This is a genomic window from Catenulispora subtropica (assembly GCF_039531675.1).
Classification (GTDB): Bacteria; Actinomycetota; Actinomycetes; order Streptomycetales; family Catenulisporaceae; genus Catenulispora; species Catenulispora subtropica.
In genome coordinates this window covers 1-14,928 of sequence record NZ_BAAAQM010000051.1, presented here as the reverse complement: position 1 = coordinate 14,928, position 14,928 = coordinate 1, and the positions used below count along the sequence as shown (strand labels likewise).

Annotated in this window: 15 protein-coding genes; 10 read left to right on the top strand and 5 right to left on the bottom strand. The window is 66.2% G+C overall.

Annotation, left to right across the window (positions count from 1 at the left end; genetic code table 11):
* Positions 1 to 7: 7 nt before the first annotated feature.
* From ABD466_RS33500 to ABD466_RS33480, 5 genes are all read left to right on the top strand, one after another.
* Positions 8 to 664 (top strand): O-methyltransferase, encoded by a 657-nt coding sequence (locus tag ABD466_RS33500; protein ID WP_344661248.1) that lies wholly within the window; start codon positions 8 to 10, stop codon positions 662 to 664.
* 631 nt (positions 665 to 1,295) lie between these two features.
* A complete protein-coding gene (locus tag ABD466_RS33495) occupies positions 1,296 to 2,111 on the top strand; it encodes a TnsA-like heteromeric transposase endonuclease subunit (RefSeq protein ID WP_344661247.1) in 816 nt (271 codons plus the stop codon).
* The gene (locus tag ABD466_RS33490; RefSeq protein ID WP_344661246.1) at positions 2,111 to 5,206 is read left to right on the top strand and encodes a TniB family NTP-binding protein; all 3,096 of its coding nucleotides are present in this window, start codon (positions 2,111 to 2,113) and stop codon (positions 5,204 to 5,206) included. The genes ABD466_RS33495 and ABD466_RS33490 overlap by 1 nt, the downstream gene beginning before the upstream one ends.
* A 1-nt stretch (position 5,207) precedes the next feature.
* The gene (locus ABD466_RS33485) at positions 5,208 to 6,212 is read left to right on the top strand and encodes a TniQ family protein (RefSeq protein ID WP_344661245.1); all 1,005 of its coding nucleotides are present in this window, start codon (positions 5,208 to 5,210) and stop codon (positions 6,210 to 6,212) included.
* Positions 6,213 to 6,261: 49 nt separating this feature from the next.
* Entirely contained in the window at positions 6,262 to 6,732 is a 471-nt protein-coding gene (locus ABD466_RS33480; protein ID WP_344661244.1) for a hypothetical protein, read from the top strand.
* Positions 6,733 to 7,035: 303 nt separating this feature from the next.
* Here ABD466_RS33480 and ABD466_RS33475 read toward each other — a convergent pair whose 3' ends face one another.
* The 3 genes from ABD466_RS33475 to ABD466_RS33465 all read right to left on the bottom strand — a co-directional run bounded on the left by ABD466_RS33475 (position 7,036) and on the right by ABD466_RS33465 (position 8,797).
* Positions 7,036 to 7,260: a hypothetical protein gene (locus tag ABD466_RS33475; RefSeq protein WP_344661243.1), complete on the bottom strand. Its 225-nt coding sequence runs from the start codon at positions 7,258 to 7,260 to the stop codon at positions 7,036 to 7,038.
* A gap of 290 nt (positions 7,261 to 7,550) precedes the next feature.
* Positions 7,551 to 8,474, bottom strand: coding sequence for an aminoglycoside phosphotransferase family protein (locus ABD466_RS33470; protein WP_344661242.1), 924 nt, complete (start codon positions 8,472 to 8,474; stop codon positions 7,551 to 7,553).
* Positions 8,471 to 8,797 carry a hypothetical protein gene (locus ABD466_RS33465; RefSeq protein WP_344661241.1) on the bottom strand — a complete coding sequence of 109 codons (327 nt, stop codon included), beginning with the start codon at positions 8,795 to 8,797 and terminating at the stop codon, positions 8,471 to 8,473. The genes ABD466_RS33470 and ABD466_RS33465 overlap by 4 nt, the downstream gene beginning before the upstream one ends.
* 234 nt (positions 8,798 to 9,031) lie before the next feature.
* Here ABD466_RS33465 and ABD466_RS33460 point away from each other — a divergent pair, with 234 nt between their 5' ends.
* The 3 genes from ABD466_RS33460 to ABD466_RS33450 all read left to right on the top strand — a co-directional run bounded on the left by ABD466_RS33460 (position 9,032) and on the right by ABD466_RS33450 (position 11,449).
* A complete protein-coding gene (locus tag ABD466_RS33460; RefSeq protein ID WP_344661240.1) occupies positions 9,032 to 9,508 on the top strand; it encodes a hypothetical protein in 477 nt (158 codons plus the stop codon).
* A gap of 30 nt (positions 9,509 to 9,538) precedes the next feature.
* Positions 9,539 to 10,279 carry a DUF6193 family natural product biosynthesis protein gene (locus ABD466_RS33455; RefSeq protein ID WP_344661239.1) on the top strand — a complete coding sequence of 247 codons (741 nt, stop codon included), beginning with the start codon at positions 9,539 to 9,541 and terminating at the stop codon, positions 10,277 to 10,279.
* 603 nt (positions 10,280 to 10,882) lie between these two features.
* Positions 10,883 to 11,449 carry a P-loop nucleotide/nucleoside kinase family protein gene (locus tag ABD466_RS33450; protein WP_344661238.1) on the top strand — a complete coding sequence of 189 codons (567 nt, stop codon included), beginning with the start codon at positions 10,883 to 10,885 and terminating at the stop codon, positions 11,447 to 11,449.
* A gap of 368 nt (positions 11,450 to 11,817) precedes the next feature.
* Here ABD466_RS33450 and ABD466_RS33445 read toward each other — a convergent pair whose 3' ends face one another.
* Positions 11,818 to 12,363, bottom strand: coding sequence for a YrhB domain-containing protein (locus ABD466_RS33445; protein WP_344661237.1), 546 nt, complete (start codon positions 12,361 to 12,363; stop codon positions 11,818 to 11,820).
* Positions 12,364 to 12,838: 475 nt separating this feature from the next.
* On the opposite strand from ABD466_RS33445, the gene ABD466_RS33440 reads away from it, so the two are divergent.
* Positions 12,839 to 13,495 carry a hypothetical protein gene (locus tag ABD466_RS33440; RefSeq protein ID WP_344661236.1) on the top strand — a complete coding sequence of 219 codons (657 nt, stop codon included), beginning with the start codon at positions 12,839 to 12,841 and terminating at the stop codon, positions 13,493 to 13,495.
* Positions 13,496 to 13,732: 237 nt separating this feature from the next.
* Positions 13,733 to 14,191, top strand: coding sequence for a hypothetical protein (locus ABD466_RS33435; protein ID WP_344661235.1), 459 nt, complete (start codon positions 13,733 to 13,735; stop codon positions 14,189 to 14,191).
* A 134-nt stretch (positions 14,192 to 14,325) separates the two neighbouring features.
* On the opposite strand, the gene ABD466_RS33430 is transcribed toward ABD466_RS33435, so the two are convergent.
* Positions 14,326 to 14,778, bottom strand: a complete 453-nt coding sequence (locus ABD466_RS33430) for a hypothetical protein (protein ID WP_344661234.1) — start codon at positions 14,776 to 14,778, stop codon at positions 14,326 to 14,328.
* Between the last annotated feature and the right edge of the window lie 150 nt (positions 14,779 to 14,928).

Sequence of the window (14,928 nt, the reverse complement as noted above, 5' to 3'; positions counted from 1 at the left end):
CGGCACCATGACCCGTTTCTCGATCCACTTGGACGACACCCTGCAGCGCTACGTCGTCGACCACACCACACCCCTCGACTCCGCACAGAGCACCCTGGTATCCCGCACCGCCGCCCTCGGCGACCCCTCCGGCATGCAGATCGGCGCCGAACAGGCCCAACTCCTGACCCTGCTGACCCGCCTGACCAACGCCAAGCAAGCAGTCGAAGTAGGCACCTTCACCGGCTTCTCCGCCATCGCCATCGCCCGCGGCCTGGCCCCCGACGGCCACCTGCTGTGCTGCGACGTCAGCGAGGAATGGACCACCATCGCCCGCCAAGCCTGGCAAGAAGCCGACGTAGCGGACCGCATCGAGCTTCGCCTGGCCCCAGCCGCCGAAACCCTGCGCTCCCTGCCCCAGCAGGAGTACATCGACTTCGCGTTCATCGACGCGGACAAGGAGTCGTACTGGACGTACTACAGCGAACTGCTGCCCCGCATGCGCCCCGGGGGAGTGATCGCGGTGGACAACGTCCTGTGGAGCGGCCGCGTGGCCGACGCGGAGGCGACGGAGGAGAGCACGCTCGCACTGAAGGAGTTCAACGACCGCGTGGTGGCGGACGAGCGGGTGGACGTGGTGATGTTGTCAGTTGGCGACGGGGTTTCCTTGATTTACAAGCGGTAGAAGGCGGAAGCGTGCATCAGGACGCGTAATCAGCATTACACGACGCGGTTATGGGCGGCTGGGAGTGGTGTGGTGGCCGGCTCTGGTTCGCGTGTGCTGGGTTCATGCGCTCGTGCGGTGGGTTGGTCGCTCGGGCGGTGGCGGCTCGATCCGTGCGGGTCGCGCTGGGCGGGCCTGCCATGGATCTCGGCGCGCGTTGGCGAACTTGAGTGCGCGCCGTGCGTACCGGTACCGCATCGCACTGGCGATCAAGAGCTGGCTCGCCGCGTTGAACCGGGTGCTGGGTGCTGTCGACTCTCGCGCTGGCGCCCAGCGGTTTCGTAGACGCGAGCGGGCGGCACGTACAGCCGCGAATCTGCTCGTGGAACCCCTTCTGAGCCCGCCCTCACAGAAGCCCGATAATGTACATTATGTAAAGTTGATTGTCCTAGCTAGCGCGTCCGTTGGTTCCCCCACGACCGGCGTGACGCTCTTGTCCTGTCCGGTTGAATCTGGCTGAGTCCGGCTGAAGCTGGAGGGATCAGGAACGCTGTCCGGCGGCATCTGGCTGGGATGAGCTGTACAGCGCGTCTCCTCCGGATGGATCTGGTCGGCGTGGAGCGAACGTCCGGCGGCATCTGGTCTCTTCTGGGTGAATGTCCTGGCGAATCTGGTCTGGCGCACGACGTCGGGTTCTACCGTGACGCTCGTGGGGGCCTTGGCGATCGCCGCTGTAGGTGCTTCAAAGTTCGACGTTGAGTTCGTAATCGGCGGCTTGCGGCGGACCGGGGCGCTGGAGGCATGCTGGCATGAGCAGCTGGAATCCAGTGCCCCGGTCCGCCCCTTCCCCACCACACGCAGAAGGGGCCAGGTGAGTTTCGCCGGCTTCCGGTGGTCGGCGAAGACCGGACGTCACGTCGGCTACGAGTCGTGGCTGGAGCGGGACCACGCGGTGCTGCTGGATTTCGATCCGCGGGTGCTGGCGTTCTCCTCGCAGCCGTTCCGGTTGCACTGGCGGGATGCCCTCGGGCTACGGCGCCATGTCCCGGACTACTTCGTGAGGCGGGACGACGGCTCGGCCTTCGTGCTGGATGTTCGCGAGGACGACCGGATCGGCGAGCGTGACGCCGAGTTGTTCGCGGCCACGGCCCAGGCGTGCGCGCGGGTCGGCTGGGGCTATCACCGGCTCGGCGCGGTCGACGCGGTCCTGGCCGCGAACCTGCGGTGGCTGAGCGCCTACCGGCACCCCCGGTTCTGGCGCGATGAGGAGGCGCGGCGGCTGCTACGGGTCTTCGCGACGCCAGCAGGCCTGTTCGACGGCGCGGACGAGGCCGGCAGGGGCAACCGGCTCGGCGTGCTGCCGGTGCTCTTTCACCTGATGTGGCGAGGCCTGATAGCGGCGGAGTTGAGCTCAGCGGTGTTGGGCCCGAGCACGTCCGCAGTGGTCGCAGCTTCCGGTGGCCGGTGATGGCCGGGTTGCGGCCCGGCGTTCTCGCCATCGGCGCCCGGGTACTGATGGAAGAGGTCGCATGGACCGTGGTGGGGCTGGCCGGGACCCAGATCCATCTCGCCGACGCCAGCGGGACCGTAGTGACGGAGGATCTGGCGGCGGTGTGCTCGCGCGGCATCATCGATTCCGCCGCGGCGCCGCCTCGACCGTCCCTGGCCTCCGGCCTGCTGCCCGGTGTCCCCACCGAGGCGGTCGAGGAAGCCCGGTGGTGGAAGGGACACATCCTGGAAGTGCTCACCGGCCGCTCCCCCGGCATGGCTGCCTCGGCGCCGCCGCGTCCCGAATACGACCCGGAACGGCGGACCTTGGCACAGCGGGAGGCGGCCAAGGCCGCAGAGCTTACGGCCGCCGGCCACCAGGGCGTCAGCGCCAGAACGGTGAACCGCAAGAGACTGCGTTTCGAGAAGCGCGACCTGGCCGGACTGGTGGACTGGCGCTCGAACCGGGCCCAGCAGGTCGGCGGCCGCCAGGACCCCCGCGTCGTGGAGGCGACGCGCAAGGCCATCGCGGAGACGGATCTGGCCTCCACCCGGAGCGTCGGCTTCATCCGCTGGCGGGTTCAGCAGATCCTGGACGCCGAGCACGGGGCCGGCGTGCTGTCGGTGCCGCCCCGCACAACGTTCTACGACCTGTTCAACAAGCTCGCCCGAGGCACACACGCCACCGGCTCGGCCCGCACCCGCCAGTCCCAGGCCAGCCAGCCGGACACCCCGTTCGGGGTGTTCACCGCAATCCGGCCGGGTGAGCTGATGCAGATCGACTCCACTCCCCTGGACGTCGCGGTCCGGCTCAGCGACGGCGTGATCGGCCGCGTCGAGCTGACCGGGCTGATCGACGTCGCAACCCGCACAGTCACCGCGGCGGTGTTGCGGCCCTCGACCAAATCGGTGGACGCCAGCTTGCTGCTGGCGCGAACGGTCACGCCCGAGCCGATGCGCCCGGGCTGGTCCGAGGCGCTGGCCATGGCCCGCTCGGTGCTGCCGCACCACCACATGCTCGAACTTGACGAACGCCTTGCCCACGCCGCCGCACGTCCGGTCATCATCCCGGAGCTGATCGTCTGCGACCAGGGCAACGTATTCGTCTCGACGAACTTCCGCACGGCCTGCCAACTGCTGGGCATCGACTTCGCTCCAGCCCACGCCGGGGCCCCGACGGAGAAACCGCACATCGAGAAGATGATGTCGTCCGTCGGCTCGATGTTCGCCCAGTTCGTCTCCGGCTACCTGGGCTCCTCGGTCGAACACCGCGGCCGCCGTCCCGAGGCCGAACCGCTGTGGTCGTTGATGGAGTTGCAGGAACTGCTGGACGAGTGGGTCGTTGCCGCCTGGCAGAACCGGCCGCACGACGGCCTGCGCGATCCGGCCTGCCCCGGGCGGATGTTCACGCCCAACGAGAAGTACGCCTCCCTGGTTCAGGCGGCCGGCTACCTGCCGCTTGCGTTATCGGCCGACGACTACATCGAGCTGCTGCCGGCGAAGTGGCGCGCCATCAACCACTATGGCGTGAAGATTGATCACCGCACCTATGACGTTCTGGACGGAAGCGGGAGCGAGGAGGAATTCGCCCACGTCCGGCGTCAGCGCTCCGGCGACGTCGAGCACAAGGGACTTTGGGAGGTCCACTACGACCCCTACGACGTGACCAGGATCTGGGTTCGCAATCACTGGGATCGGTCAGCGGGCTGGTTCACCTTGTTCTGGAAGCACCTTCGCTGCGCGCCGATGCCGTTCGGAGAGCTTGCCTGGGACCACGCGCTCGCTCAACGGCGGGCGCAAGGACACTCGCCAGACGAGGCCGAAACCGCCGAGGTGGTAGCTGACCTGCTACGCCGGGCCAAGTCTGGTCCTGCGGGCCAGGACAGGGAGAAGCGGTTGACCAAGCGGGACAAGCGTGTCGCTGCCCGCACCACAGCGGTGGGACCGCCGCCTCGGTGCACTGACGAACCCGTCATGACGCGGAGAGCGTCCGAGCCGGAGGACGAAGACACCGGTCTGGCCGAGGTGATCGCTGGAGATCTTCGATGCCAGGGAGGAGGCACGGCGATGGCGGTGATCAGGCCGATCCCGGAGGCGTCGCGCGAGACCACCTTGACCCTGGCCGGCTGGCGGCGCTTCGTGAGCAGCGTCGCGGCGGCCTTCGAGCTGCTGCCAGACCACGAACTGAAGGTCCTCGGCGCTGAGCAGCGGCAGCTCTATGACGAGGCCCGCTTCGAATACCACTCGGAGCTTGCTGTCGTGGCGACCTCCACAGTCCGGCAGGTCGCCAACCAAGGACGACTGCTGATGCTGCTCAATCGGCGCGAAATCGGGGCCCGACGCGGCATGATCGTGTCCGGGCCGCAGACCACCGGCAAGAGCACTGCGCTCAAGCAGTTCGGCCTCATCCACGAGCTGAAGACCCGCGAGCGGTTCGGCGACGACGGCCGGATCCCGGTCGTCTACGTCACCTGCCCGCCGAAGGGGTCCCCGCGGATGCTGGCGGTGGAGTTCGCCCGGTTCCTCGGGCTGCCACCGATCAAATCACGGTTCAACGTCACCGACATCGCCGACGCCGTCTGCCGGGTCTTGACCGAGGCCCGCACCGACCTGGTCCTGGTCGACGAGATCCACAACCTGAACCTTGCCACGACCGCCGGCGAGGACATGTCCGACCACCTGAAGTACTTCACCGAGCACATCCCGGCCACTTTCGTCTACGCCGGGATGGACGTCGAGCACCGCGGCCTGTTCACCGGCATCCGCGGAAAGCAGATCGCCGGACGCTGCGTCCTGGTGAAGACCAACCCGTTCCCCTACACCAGCGAATGGCGCGGCCTGGTCCAGGCGATGGAATCCACGCTGCGGCTGTACCTGCATCGTCCAGGGACCCTCACCACACTGGATCGCTACCTGCACGATCGCACCAACGGCAGCATCGGAAGTCTCGCACACCTGGTCCGCGCCGGTGCGATCACGGCCATCATGGACGGCAGCGAGAAGATCACCCGCAAGCTCCTCGACGCCATCCCGGTCGATCACGCCGCCGAGTCCGCGCGGCGCGGAGCAGCCTGAGATGTTCACACTCTCCCCGGAGCTCCTGCTCGATCCGCTGCCACGCTCGGTCAAGCCGGTCCTGAACGAGACTATGGACTCATACATCCGGCGCCTCGCCTTGGCGAACTTCCTTGACCCTCAGGCTCTGCGGGCTCACCTGGCCGGCGACAACCGGAAGCGAACACCCGTTCCGGCTTCGACGCTCGCGGCCGTCACCGGCCATTCAGCGCGCACGCTGCGCTGCGCGTTACCGGAACTCAACATCGACGACACTGGAGCCAACCTGCCGATCACGGGGCGGCCGCACCCGGCATCCGCAAAGGCCCGCCCAGCCTGCCGACTATGCACAGCCGCCCGAGGCGTGTCCGAACACGTCCAGTGCTGGGCTCGCAGCGAGGATCAAGTCTGCTTCAAGCACCTGCGATGGCTCGGCCTGGACTCGGCCCCGGCGAACCAACCCGACCTCAGCGAACACCCAAGGATCGTCCGTGCGGCTCGGCAGCACGCTGCCCTCGTCCGGACCTACGGTCGAAGCGACGTCCGCGCCGCCTACGCCGACGCCGCACACATCGCACGCAGCTGGCTTGAGGAGAAGTGGTGCCTCAACCACGTCGTGAACACGCTCATCGACTTCCACGGCAAAGACTGGGATCTCCATCGGGACGACCCCACCGTCGCGGCAGCTCTCTACCCCGCCTCGATCGCGCTCATCGGGGTAATCCTCTCGCCTTGGTGGCAAAGTCTGGACGTCACAGGAGCCTGGAACCTTCGCGACATGTTCCTGCACCCGTTCGTCGGGCAGATCCGGGAACTGGTCAGAGCCACTGTCGCGGATGACTATGAACTGGACATCCATCGCGGAGGCCGCGGTTGGGATTCGCTGACATCGCGCATCATCGTCATCGTCATGATGGGAGCCAAACCACTGTCTCATTCCGGCGTCCAGAGGCCCGAGGCGTTCGGCGAGATCATCACCCCGCTGCCACCTCGCCGCAGCTACTACCGGCCGGGCGGCCGTCGATGACGGTGGTCAAAAGATGGCATCGCAGCGGACCAGGATAGGCTCCCCCTCCGTGGGAGCATCAGGCTGGGACTACATCGCACCATGGCGAGGCAGCATCGAGGAGACGATGTCGAGCCTCCAGACCGAGGTGTTCGCCAAGTACTTCAGCACCCGGCCCGAAGAGTTAAGGCCCGCGGACATCGCGGAGCTGTGGTCCGGCAACGAGTTCGACGAGGACACCTGGGCGGGATTCATGGCCACCCAGGGCACACACAGCATCCTCGACATCCGACATCTCGTTCCGGCGGAGACGCGCATCGACGAGCTCACCGGCAACACCATGCGGCCGGTCTCCACTGCTGAGACCATCGCGGCCTTCGGTCACGACATGCCCACCCGGGCCGAATACGAGCGGTTGGCCGACACCACCTACTCTCCCATCTTCGACGAAGACGACGGCCGCTGGGCAGGCAGGTGTCTCATTCTCTACAAGGACGGCGTTCCCGAGTCGGTCGCGTTCTGGGGAGTGTCCGGAGACTGACCTCGCCGCCCAGCCAGGCCGCGAAGCTGAAAACGGGGCCGGCGGACCAGATCAAGCCGGACACCACCCCAAAACGTGCAGTCTGAACCAGCTTCGGTCGGACGGAGGCCGGACTCAGTCCGATCGAAACTGGCTCGCGCCAGGTCAGCCGCCGGGTCGTTGGCCAACTTCAGTCGGACAGGACAGCTCTCAACGAGTGGATTCGTGATCGGCTCTGTCCCGTCCCAGTGATTCTGGCTGGGTCTCGGTGAAGGTGGCAGGTTCCTTTGATCCGTCTCGCTGAATCTGACGGACCACCTCGGCTCAAGCGTTGGCGTCTCGTGTCCCGGGAGGCATCGATGGGAGCTCGCCGTCGCGAGTTGCGGCGCGGGCCTTCTGCTCGACCCGCGCGGCGAAGGCCGGCCGCTGGTCTGCAACGAGGGGATGGCGGCTCAGCATCGCCAAAGTGGCGGCGAGCCAGCCGTGCCAGACGATGCGCGTCTGGTCGAAGACCCCGTCCCCGACGAACTCCGCGCCTTCCTCACTCATCCCAGCACTGACCACCTAGGCGAGTTGTTCCAGCAGGTGCCATGGCTCCCTCCGGTCGACTGGCACGGCAATGCACTACGCACCTGCATCCACGAAATGCTGTCGCTGAATGTCCCCGGCAAGGACACGCCGTGGCCGTCCGCCACGGTCGAGACTTAAGCGCCGAAGTCACAGCCCGATTACTGACCATGTCGGGTTGATGTCAGGGTGGCAGCCCGAAATCGTGCCGGTGTTCGCGATGAAGTCGGCGAGTGGTCGACCCGAGATCTCCGACCCGGCGGCGTAGTACCTCAGTCGGCGCAGACCGGGTACTCGGCGAAGATCTCGTCGAGGACGCAAAGCGCGCTCGCGGCCTGCTCCTCGTCGCGCCCCAGGGCACCGGCGCAGGTGGCCAGCGCCTTCCACAGGGCCCAGCCACGCCCGCGTGCCCACGTCGCCTCATCGACGCGCAGCCGCTCGCGGAAGGCCTGCCGGCCGTCAGCGGCCAGCAGCGTCCAGGCGACGGCCAAGTCGCAGGCCGGGTCGCCGACGCCGCAGGTTCCGAAGTCAATGACGGCCGCCAACTCTCCGTCATTGAGCAAGAGGTTCCCTTGGGCGATGTCACCGTGGAACCAGCGCTCGACTCCGTCCCAGCGCGCGTCCAGTGCGGTCTTCCAGATCTCGCGCGCCAGTTCGACGTCGATGTGGCCGTTCAAGGCCGTGAGCGCGTGCTGGGCTTGCTCGTCATACGTGCGCAGCGTTGCGCCACGAAACCAGTTGTGTTTCCCCGGCCGGGGACCGTCGGTGATGTCGACGCTCTGCAGGGCCACCAGGAATCCGGCCAGGTCGAGAGCGAATCGGACAGGATCGGCGATGCGGTCCGCACTGGCGGTCTCGCCTTCGAGCCATCGGTAGACCGACCACTCGAAGGGGTAGTCCGCACCGGGCCGACCGTTCGCCACTAGAGCCGGGATGGGGAGTGGTAGCTGCGGTGCCAACACCCCGAGCCATCGCTGTTCCTTGTCAACTGCTAGCGCATACTCGGCTGCGGTCGGCAGACGCACCGACAGTTCATCGCCGAGGTGGAAGGTCATGTTGTCCCAGCCACCCTTGGCCACCGGCCGGACCAAGAGGTCGGCCCAATGCGGGAACTGCTCGCGGACCAGCAGCCGCACCTGTTCTGCATCGACGGTGACGCGATCCGGCAGGGGACCGAGGTCCGGAACATCACTCAACGCGGTGTCCTTAATTTGTCTGGCAAGACAACCTGATGCGCGGCACCGGCTCGCCACCCTAACGCCCGGATCGATCTCATGGGATGGCACATCCAGCTGTCAACCACCAGCGCTCGACGACACGCGCCGCTAGGCTCCTTGATTTTACGGCGCCAGTCGTCCAGGCGTCGCGACCTGGCCACAGAGACGCAGCCTGCGATGTCCGCATCGAGCATCACCATGTCGATGCTCGCGATGTCCTTGCCACGAAGAGCCGCCGGGAACTCCGCTTCAAGGTGCTCGTCCCACAGCTGGTCAAGCCGCTGGCGCCGCGAGTCGGTCATGACCGAGATCATGCCGGACCCGCGGGGGCGGCCGCGACACGGCCTGGCTCAGATTCAGCGCGAACCCCGATAGCCCTCCTGCTGTCAGTGTTTTGAGCCAGCCTGGTCAGAGTGCCAAGGGTGGCTCAGATCGGCTGAGACGCAACACCATCGGCTCCCGGTCCCGCCGCCGGACCCGATCTGACGCACGCTGATGGCTGCGCGTGCCGCTACACCACGTGACACACTCGTTCGATGATCGATCTGACGGATGACTTCCTGAAGGCACAACCGGGGGTCATCACCTTCTGGGGTCCCAAGCTCCGCAACCCGGTCGCCGGGACGTGGAGCATCGAGGTCCCACTTCAGCCGTTCTCCGCCGATGACGAGTACGAACCGGCGACGTTCCGTCTCGGGGAAGACGGCCCCCGGCTCGTCAACACGGCGATCAGCCTGGACTTCATCGACTTTCGGGCCGACCGGCTCGCCGAGCTGAGCGGCTGCACGTTCGACTTCCCGGTCAACCCCCACGAGGGCTACATCGACGGATCGATCTACCTGGTCGCATGCCACTGCCCGGTTGACGTCACGCGCATTAGCTTCGGGACGGCAACCGACGATCGGATCACAGCGACCATCCGAGCCGAGTTCGACTTCGCCCGCGCCTACGGCATTCACATCCGCAACCGCAGCGCGCAGTTGAACGCCGACCTCCGCTTCAAGTCGAAGTGAGGCAGATCGGACAGATGGCAGACTCTCGGCATGACTGACTCACGGCCGAGCGCGAGCGTTGGCGGTTTGCCCGGACCGGACTCCCAGCACTATCCGGACGTTGCCCCGTTCGGCAGCCTTTACGCGGCGCTGCGGGACGCGGCGAACACCGCCGGCTATCAACTGCGCGTCGATCCCCACCGCACCATCGGCTGGCACCGCACCGGAGCATGGGCCGAACAAGCGCCGCGCGATGTGAACGTCGTGATGGGAAGCCGGAGTCGCATCTTCACCATCCAGTTCAGTCTCCGACAGACGATCCTCGCGGCCGGGTCGACGGATGATCTGCACGCCGTCGTCGGGTCGCTACACCTCTGGCTCGGCGGCGCGTCGCTACGCGAGCTCGGGGCAAACTGGCCTTTCGTGCGCTTCGGCGAACTCAGCGAAGCACGCGAACGCGGCGACGCTGCCGAGATTGCAGCGCTTAAGTGGCGGCAGATGCAGTCTTCCACTGCCCGCCACCTTGCCGATCTGCATGCCTTCATCGACGCGGCAATCGAGGAACCACGACTTCGAGCCCTGTTCCCAACGACGAGTCACTCCACGCTCTGGTTCAGCCGCACCACCGACTGGCCCTACACCCGCGACTTGCCTCTGGTGACGCCGTTGGGCGAGGCCCGCTACCAGGTGAGAGAACGCGACGGACACCTACACGAGCCGACCGACGCCGCCCAGAGCGTCGCGCTCATTCTCGCTGCGCTCAACACGCCGTCCGAAGCGAGCCCGAACTGAGCTTGTGAGATCCGAGAGATCGAATGGCCAAGTCCAGTGAGACAACATGATGACCTTGACGAGGTGGCCAACTTGGATGAGACACGAGACGTCTCCGCTGTCTCATTCAAGTTGGCCATCCCTGGTCAGAGCCTTGATCATTGGCCAAGTTCAATGAGACAGGTCATGAGCCAATGGGCAGCCCCCTGGTCGAACTCGGCGCCGTGTCGGCGGATGCGTTCGAGGTCGTTTACATCGGCTCGGACGGCTCGAAGGTCCGCGCTCCGAACAGGAGAACCTGTTCCTCGCCGAAGTCGTCCGGAACTGGCCAGAGGCACCAGCCCCAGTCCGGGTCCGTGATCCCCTGACCCGCTGGACGGCCCGGCAAAGACAAAGGCTCGAAGGAACCTACCGGCAGATCAGCCCACTGTTCGGTGAGCCTCACTATCTCCACCCGAGAGAGTCCTACGCCGACGAACACCCACACTTCGAGAAATCAGCCTGGCACAGGCTGCCGCCAGCCTGACGGCCACCCTGCCCGTTGAGCGGGAAGACAGGTCCGCAACCGATATCGCTGACTTCCCGACGGGAGCGGGCCTGCCCCGATAACGCGACAATGACGCTATGTCCGCGAACGCATTCGTCGTCGTCTCCGGCCTTCCCGCCAGCGGCAAATCCACACTGGCGCGCAGCCTCGCGCACGAGCTGGGACTGCCGCACCTGGACAAAGACGGGATCCTGGAAGCTCTCTACGACTCCCTCGGGGTCGGCGACCACGCATGGCGAAACCGCCTCAGCCGCGCCGCGGACCAGGTGCTGTTCACCATCGCGGCCGACGCCGGGCGAGCGGTACTCGACAACTGGTGGCATCACGACACCGCACCCGAAAAATTCCAGGGGCTGGATGCCCAGCTGATCGAGGTCTTCTGCCGCTGCGACGTCGCCCTCGCCGCCCGGCGATTCCAGAACCGCGTTCGCCACCCAGGACACCTCGACCCCGATCTCACCCCCGCACAGCTCGACGAACGCATCGCCAAGATCCGGACCACCTTTCCCGGCCCACTACGGCTCGGCGGTCCGCTCATCACCGTCGACACCACCGGAACGGTCGACACTTCGGAGCTGGCAGCCAAGATCAGCATCGAGTTGTCGAGGGGGGATAACGGCTCTGCCTCACCCGCACGCAGCTGAGCATGTTCATCCGGACTTGCCTGGGCATTATCGCGTGACAGCCTCGGCGACACGACCTGGCTCAGATTCAGCGCGAACCCCCGATGGCCTTCCCGCCGCGAAATGTTCATGCACCCATTCATCTGGAAGACCCGAGGCCTGGTCAGAGCGACCGTTGCCGATGACTACGAGCTGGATATTCATCACGGGGGCCGCGGCTGGGAGGCGTTGACGTCGCACATCATCCTCATCGTCACGATGGGAGTCGAACCCTTGTCTCACCACGGGGTCCAGCGGCCCGAGGCGTTCGGCGAGATCATCACCCCGCTGCCGCCTCCCCGCCCAAGCTCCTACGGCTCGCGACGCGGATGGCGGAGGTGATTCCATCCCTATCCGTCCGGCTCAGCGTTCGGACCGGTGACAGCTCTGCGGACCGCGAACAGTGGCGGCGACGGCTTGGGAAGCCGAGCCTCAACGTCGTCAGGAATCGGTGCGCCGGCTGCGACGGCGTCGACATATCGTTTCGCCGTGGTCGGGTCCATGGCAGGCACCGCAGAGCGGGCCGCCCTGATGGCTGCGAGGCGTTCGCCCCGCTGAACGAGCTGAGCGACCCGCTGTCGCAGCGGATCAGGGCGTGGGACGCCCCGGACCTCTTCCAGGTAGTCCTCGATCCAGTTCCCGTCGACCGGGTCGGCGGAGGCGTGCATGTGGTGAAGGCTTCCGTCCAAGCCGTCCACCAGGAAATATCCGGCTCCGATCACCGAACCCCGGAACGCACGGCTGCGCGCAAAACCTTCGCTCTGGGTATAGACGAACCAGCCAAGACGGTGCTCTTCAGTCCCGACGACCACGAGCCCGTGCAAGCCTTCGGTCCCCGGGGTCCTGAGGGCAAGGTGCTGCTCCACAACCTTGATCGCCCACTCGCGCGACACCATCCCGCAACGATAGGGATCGTCCCCTCGATCTCGCACATGCATTCTCGACAGACGACTGACTCTACCTCCGCCGTTCAGAAACCCCCAGCCGGACCAGATTCAGCCGGACACCGCGCGAGAAAACGAACCACGGACCAGGCCGGACCGGACACTAGCCCGAACATCGTCCGACTGGATCTGGCCCGTCCCAGGTCAGCACGGTGGCCGCAGGCCAACTTCAGTCGGACGGGACACTGGCCACTGCCCGCCGGAAGGGCAAAGGTGAGCTTTGCGGGATATCGCTGGTCGGCGGCGACGGGGCCGGCACCCGGAGCATGGTGACCTGTCTCAGTGGACCTGGCCAGTTCTCATCCAAGGTGGCCGGAGCGGCGGTTTCGTCTCACTGAAGTTGGCCAACGCTCCCTCGAGTGGCTTGGACGTTTCCGGTGGGAGGCGGGATAGGCCCCGTTACGAGCTGACTGAGCAGCACGCCACAATGATCGACATGGCAACCCCGTCACCGGCCGCGCGGCTTGTCACCGCAGCGGCGCAAGAGGCACTCCGCCCGCTCGGGGTCCGGCAACGCGGCCGTTCCAGAGTCTGGCTCGACGACCAGGGCTGGTGGCTCGGCGTGATCGAGTTCCGTGCGGGGTCGAGCGAAGGAAGCCATCTCGACGTCGGTGGCATGTGGTTGTGGCAGCCCGCCGACTACCTCAGGTTCGACTTCGGTGGCAGGGAAGGCGACTTCCAGCGGTTCGTGAACCCGGATCAGTTCGCCAAGGACGTTCGTGACCTGACCCAGCGCGCCAGGACGATCGTCACCGAGAATCGTGAACGCTTCTCAAGCATCCATGCGACTGCCGCCGGCCTTCTCGCTCAGCAATCCAGAGGAGGCTACTTCTGGGAAAACTACCACGCGGCGATCGCAGCCGCGCTGGCCGGTGACGCTGCGGGATCGCGCCAACGTTTCACGGCCGTCCTGGCCGAAGACCCGTTCGCACCATGGATCAACGAAGTGCAGCAGACCGCTCGCGACCTCAGCGACCTTGCCGTCGACACCGATGCCTTCCGTCGATGGGCAGTGGCAATGGTCACCCGTTGCCGTGACCAACTCAAGCTCGCGCCACGCACCATCAGCTTCGACGACGCTTGAGTCGAAACAGGCCAGGACCAGCCTCGAAATGGCCACCTTGGATGAGACCGAGCAGAGACTTGGTGATTTTGGCCATCTTCGATGAGACACCCGCACGCCATGATGTCTCATCGAAGTTGGCCAGCCCAGGTCAGAGCCTTGATCGCTGGTCAGGTTCAATGAGACAGGTCACATGACTCCTAGGGCTGGCGACCCTCGGTTCGGTGAGACACGACAGCACCGCTAGGCTCCCCGCTCATGGGAGCATCAGGCTGGAGCTACGTCACACCATGGCGCGGCAGCATCGAGGAAACGATGGCCGCCCTCCAGAGCGAGGTGTTCGCCGAGTACTTCAGCACCTGGCCGCAAGACCGGCGTCCTGCAGACATCGCCGAGTTGTGGTCCGGCGATGAGCGTGACGAGGACACGTGGGCCGGTTTCATGGGCGCCCAGGGCACGCACACGATCCTCGACGTCCGGGGGCTCGTGCCACCCGACACTCGCGTCGACTACCTCTTCAACACGATGCGGCCGGTCCCCGTCGCCGAAATCATCGAGACGTTCGGACACGACAAGCCCACTCGTGCTGAGTACGAACAGCTTGGCGATGCCTCCCCGCTCCTCGATGATGACGGCAGCTGGACCGGCAGATGCCTCGTCCTCTACCAGAACGGCCTTCCTGAGGCGGTTGCCTTCTGGGGATCATCCGGCGACTGAGCCCTCCCCCGGTGCCCCTGACGCCCATGACACCTCCAACTCTGAGAACTCTGGCCTGCCAGGACCAGGGAGGCTCAGAACGCGCAGGGTCGAGCCGATCCCGACGGCCATGTCAATGTGTTGAACCCACTCCCCTATCCGAAGCCGGCGCGCGCCGGCACGCCGAGTTCGGCCAGCAGCGCACTGCGGCCGGTGAGCTCGGCAAGCGTCTGGCCGATCGCGTCGGTGGTCTGCTCGTCGGTGCGCGCCCAGCGGGGCCCGGCGTCGACGAGCACACCGGCGGGGCCGCCGCTGGACGGGGTGTCCTCGTCGGCCTCGACGTGGAGCCGGCCGTTGACGGTCACGCAGTCCGGCTCGAACACTATTTGCAGTTCGAGTATGACCATGCGGCCGTCTGCGAGTGTCAGGCACTGGCCGTCGGTGTAGCGCACCGGTTCGGTGTCCTGGCCGTAGTGCCAGGTCGGTCCGAGTGCGCTGCGTTCGGCGATCTGATACGGCTGGGCCGCCGCATCGAGGTCTGAGGCGCAGCGCTTCAGCCGGTAGTGGGCGGTGCGCAGGGTGGCCGCCAGGGCCGGTCCGGAGAACACGAGCAGTTCCTCACCGTGCTGGGTGTGGTCGGGTCGGGGCGTCCGGCGGGTCGCTGGGATCGTCGGCGAGCGCCACCTTAGCGGTGGGGCCGTGTTAGGAGCTGTTCGGGGTTCGGATCATGCGGTTGAGGTGAGGAGCTTCAGCCACAT

Excerpts from the sequence above, each read along its gene's own strand:
- ABD466_RS33440 (WP_344661236.1), top strand. The coding sequence starts at position 12,839 with ATGATCGACATGGCAACCCCGTCACCGGCCGCGCGGCTTGTCACCGCA.
- ABD466_RS33455 (WP_344661239.1), top strand. The coding sequence starts at position 9,539 with ATGACTGACTCACGGCCGAGCGCGAGCGTTGGCGGTTTGCCCGGACCG.
- ABD466_RS33450 (WP_344661238.1), top strand. The coding sequence starts at position 10,883 with ATGTCCGCGAACGCATTCGTCGTCGTCTCCGGCCTTCCCGCCAGCGGC.
- ABD466_RS33485 (WP_344661245.1), top strand. The coding sequence starts at position 5,208 with ATGTTCACACTCTCCCCGGAGCTCCTGCTCGATCCGCTGCCACGCTCG.
- ABD466_RS33435 (WP_344661235.1), top strand. The coding sequence starts at position 13,733 with ATGGGAGCATCAGGCTGGAGCTACGTCACACCATGGCGCGGCAGCATC.
- ABD466_RS33490 (WP_344661246.1), top strand. The coding sequence starts at position 2,111 with ATGGCCGGGTTGCGGCCCGGCGTTCTCGCCATCGGCGCCCGGGTACTG.
- ABD466_RS33500 (WP_344661248.1), top strand. The coding sequence starts at position 8 with ATGACCCGTTTCTCGATCCACTTGGACGACACCCTGCAGCGCTACGTC.
- ABD466_RS33445 (WP_344661237.1), bottom strand. The coding sequence starts at position 12,363 with ATGGTGTCGCGCGAGTGGGCGATCAAGGTTGTGGAGCAGCACCTTGCC.
- ABD466_RS33465 (WP_344661241.1), bottom strand. The coding sequence starts at position 8,797 with ATGACCGACTCGCGGCGCCAGCGGCTTGACCAGCTGTGGGACGAGCAC.
- ABD466_RS33460 (WP_344661240.1), top strand. The coding sequence starts at position 9,032 with ATGATCGATCTGACGGATGACTTCCTGAAGGCACAACCGGGGGTCATC.
- ABD466_RS33475 (WP_344661243.1), bottom strand. The coding sequence starts at position 7,260 with ATGAGTGAGGAAGGCGCGGAGTTCGTCGGGGACGGGGTCTTCGACCAG.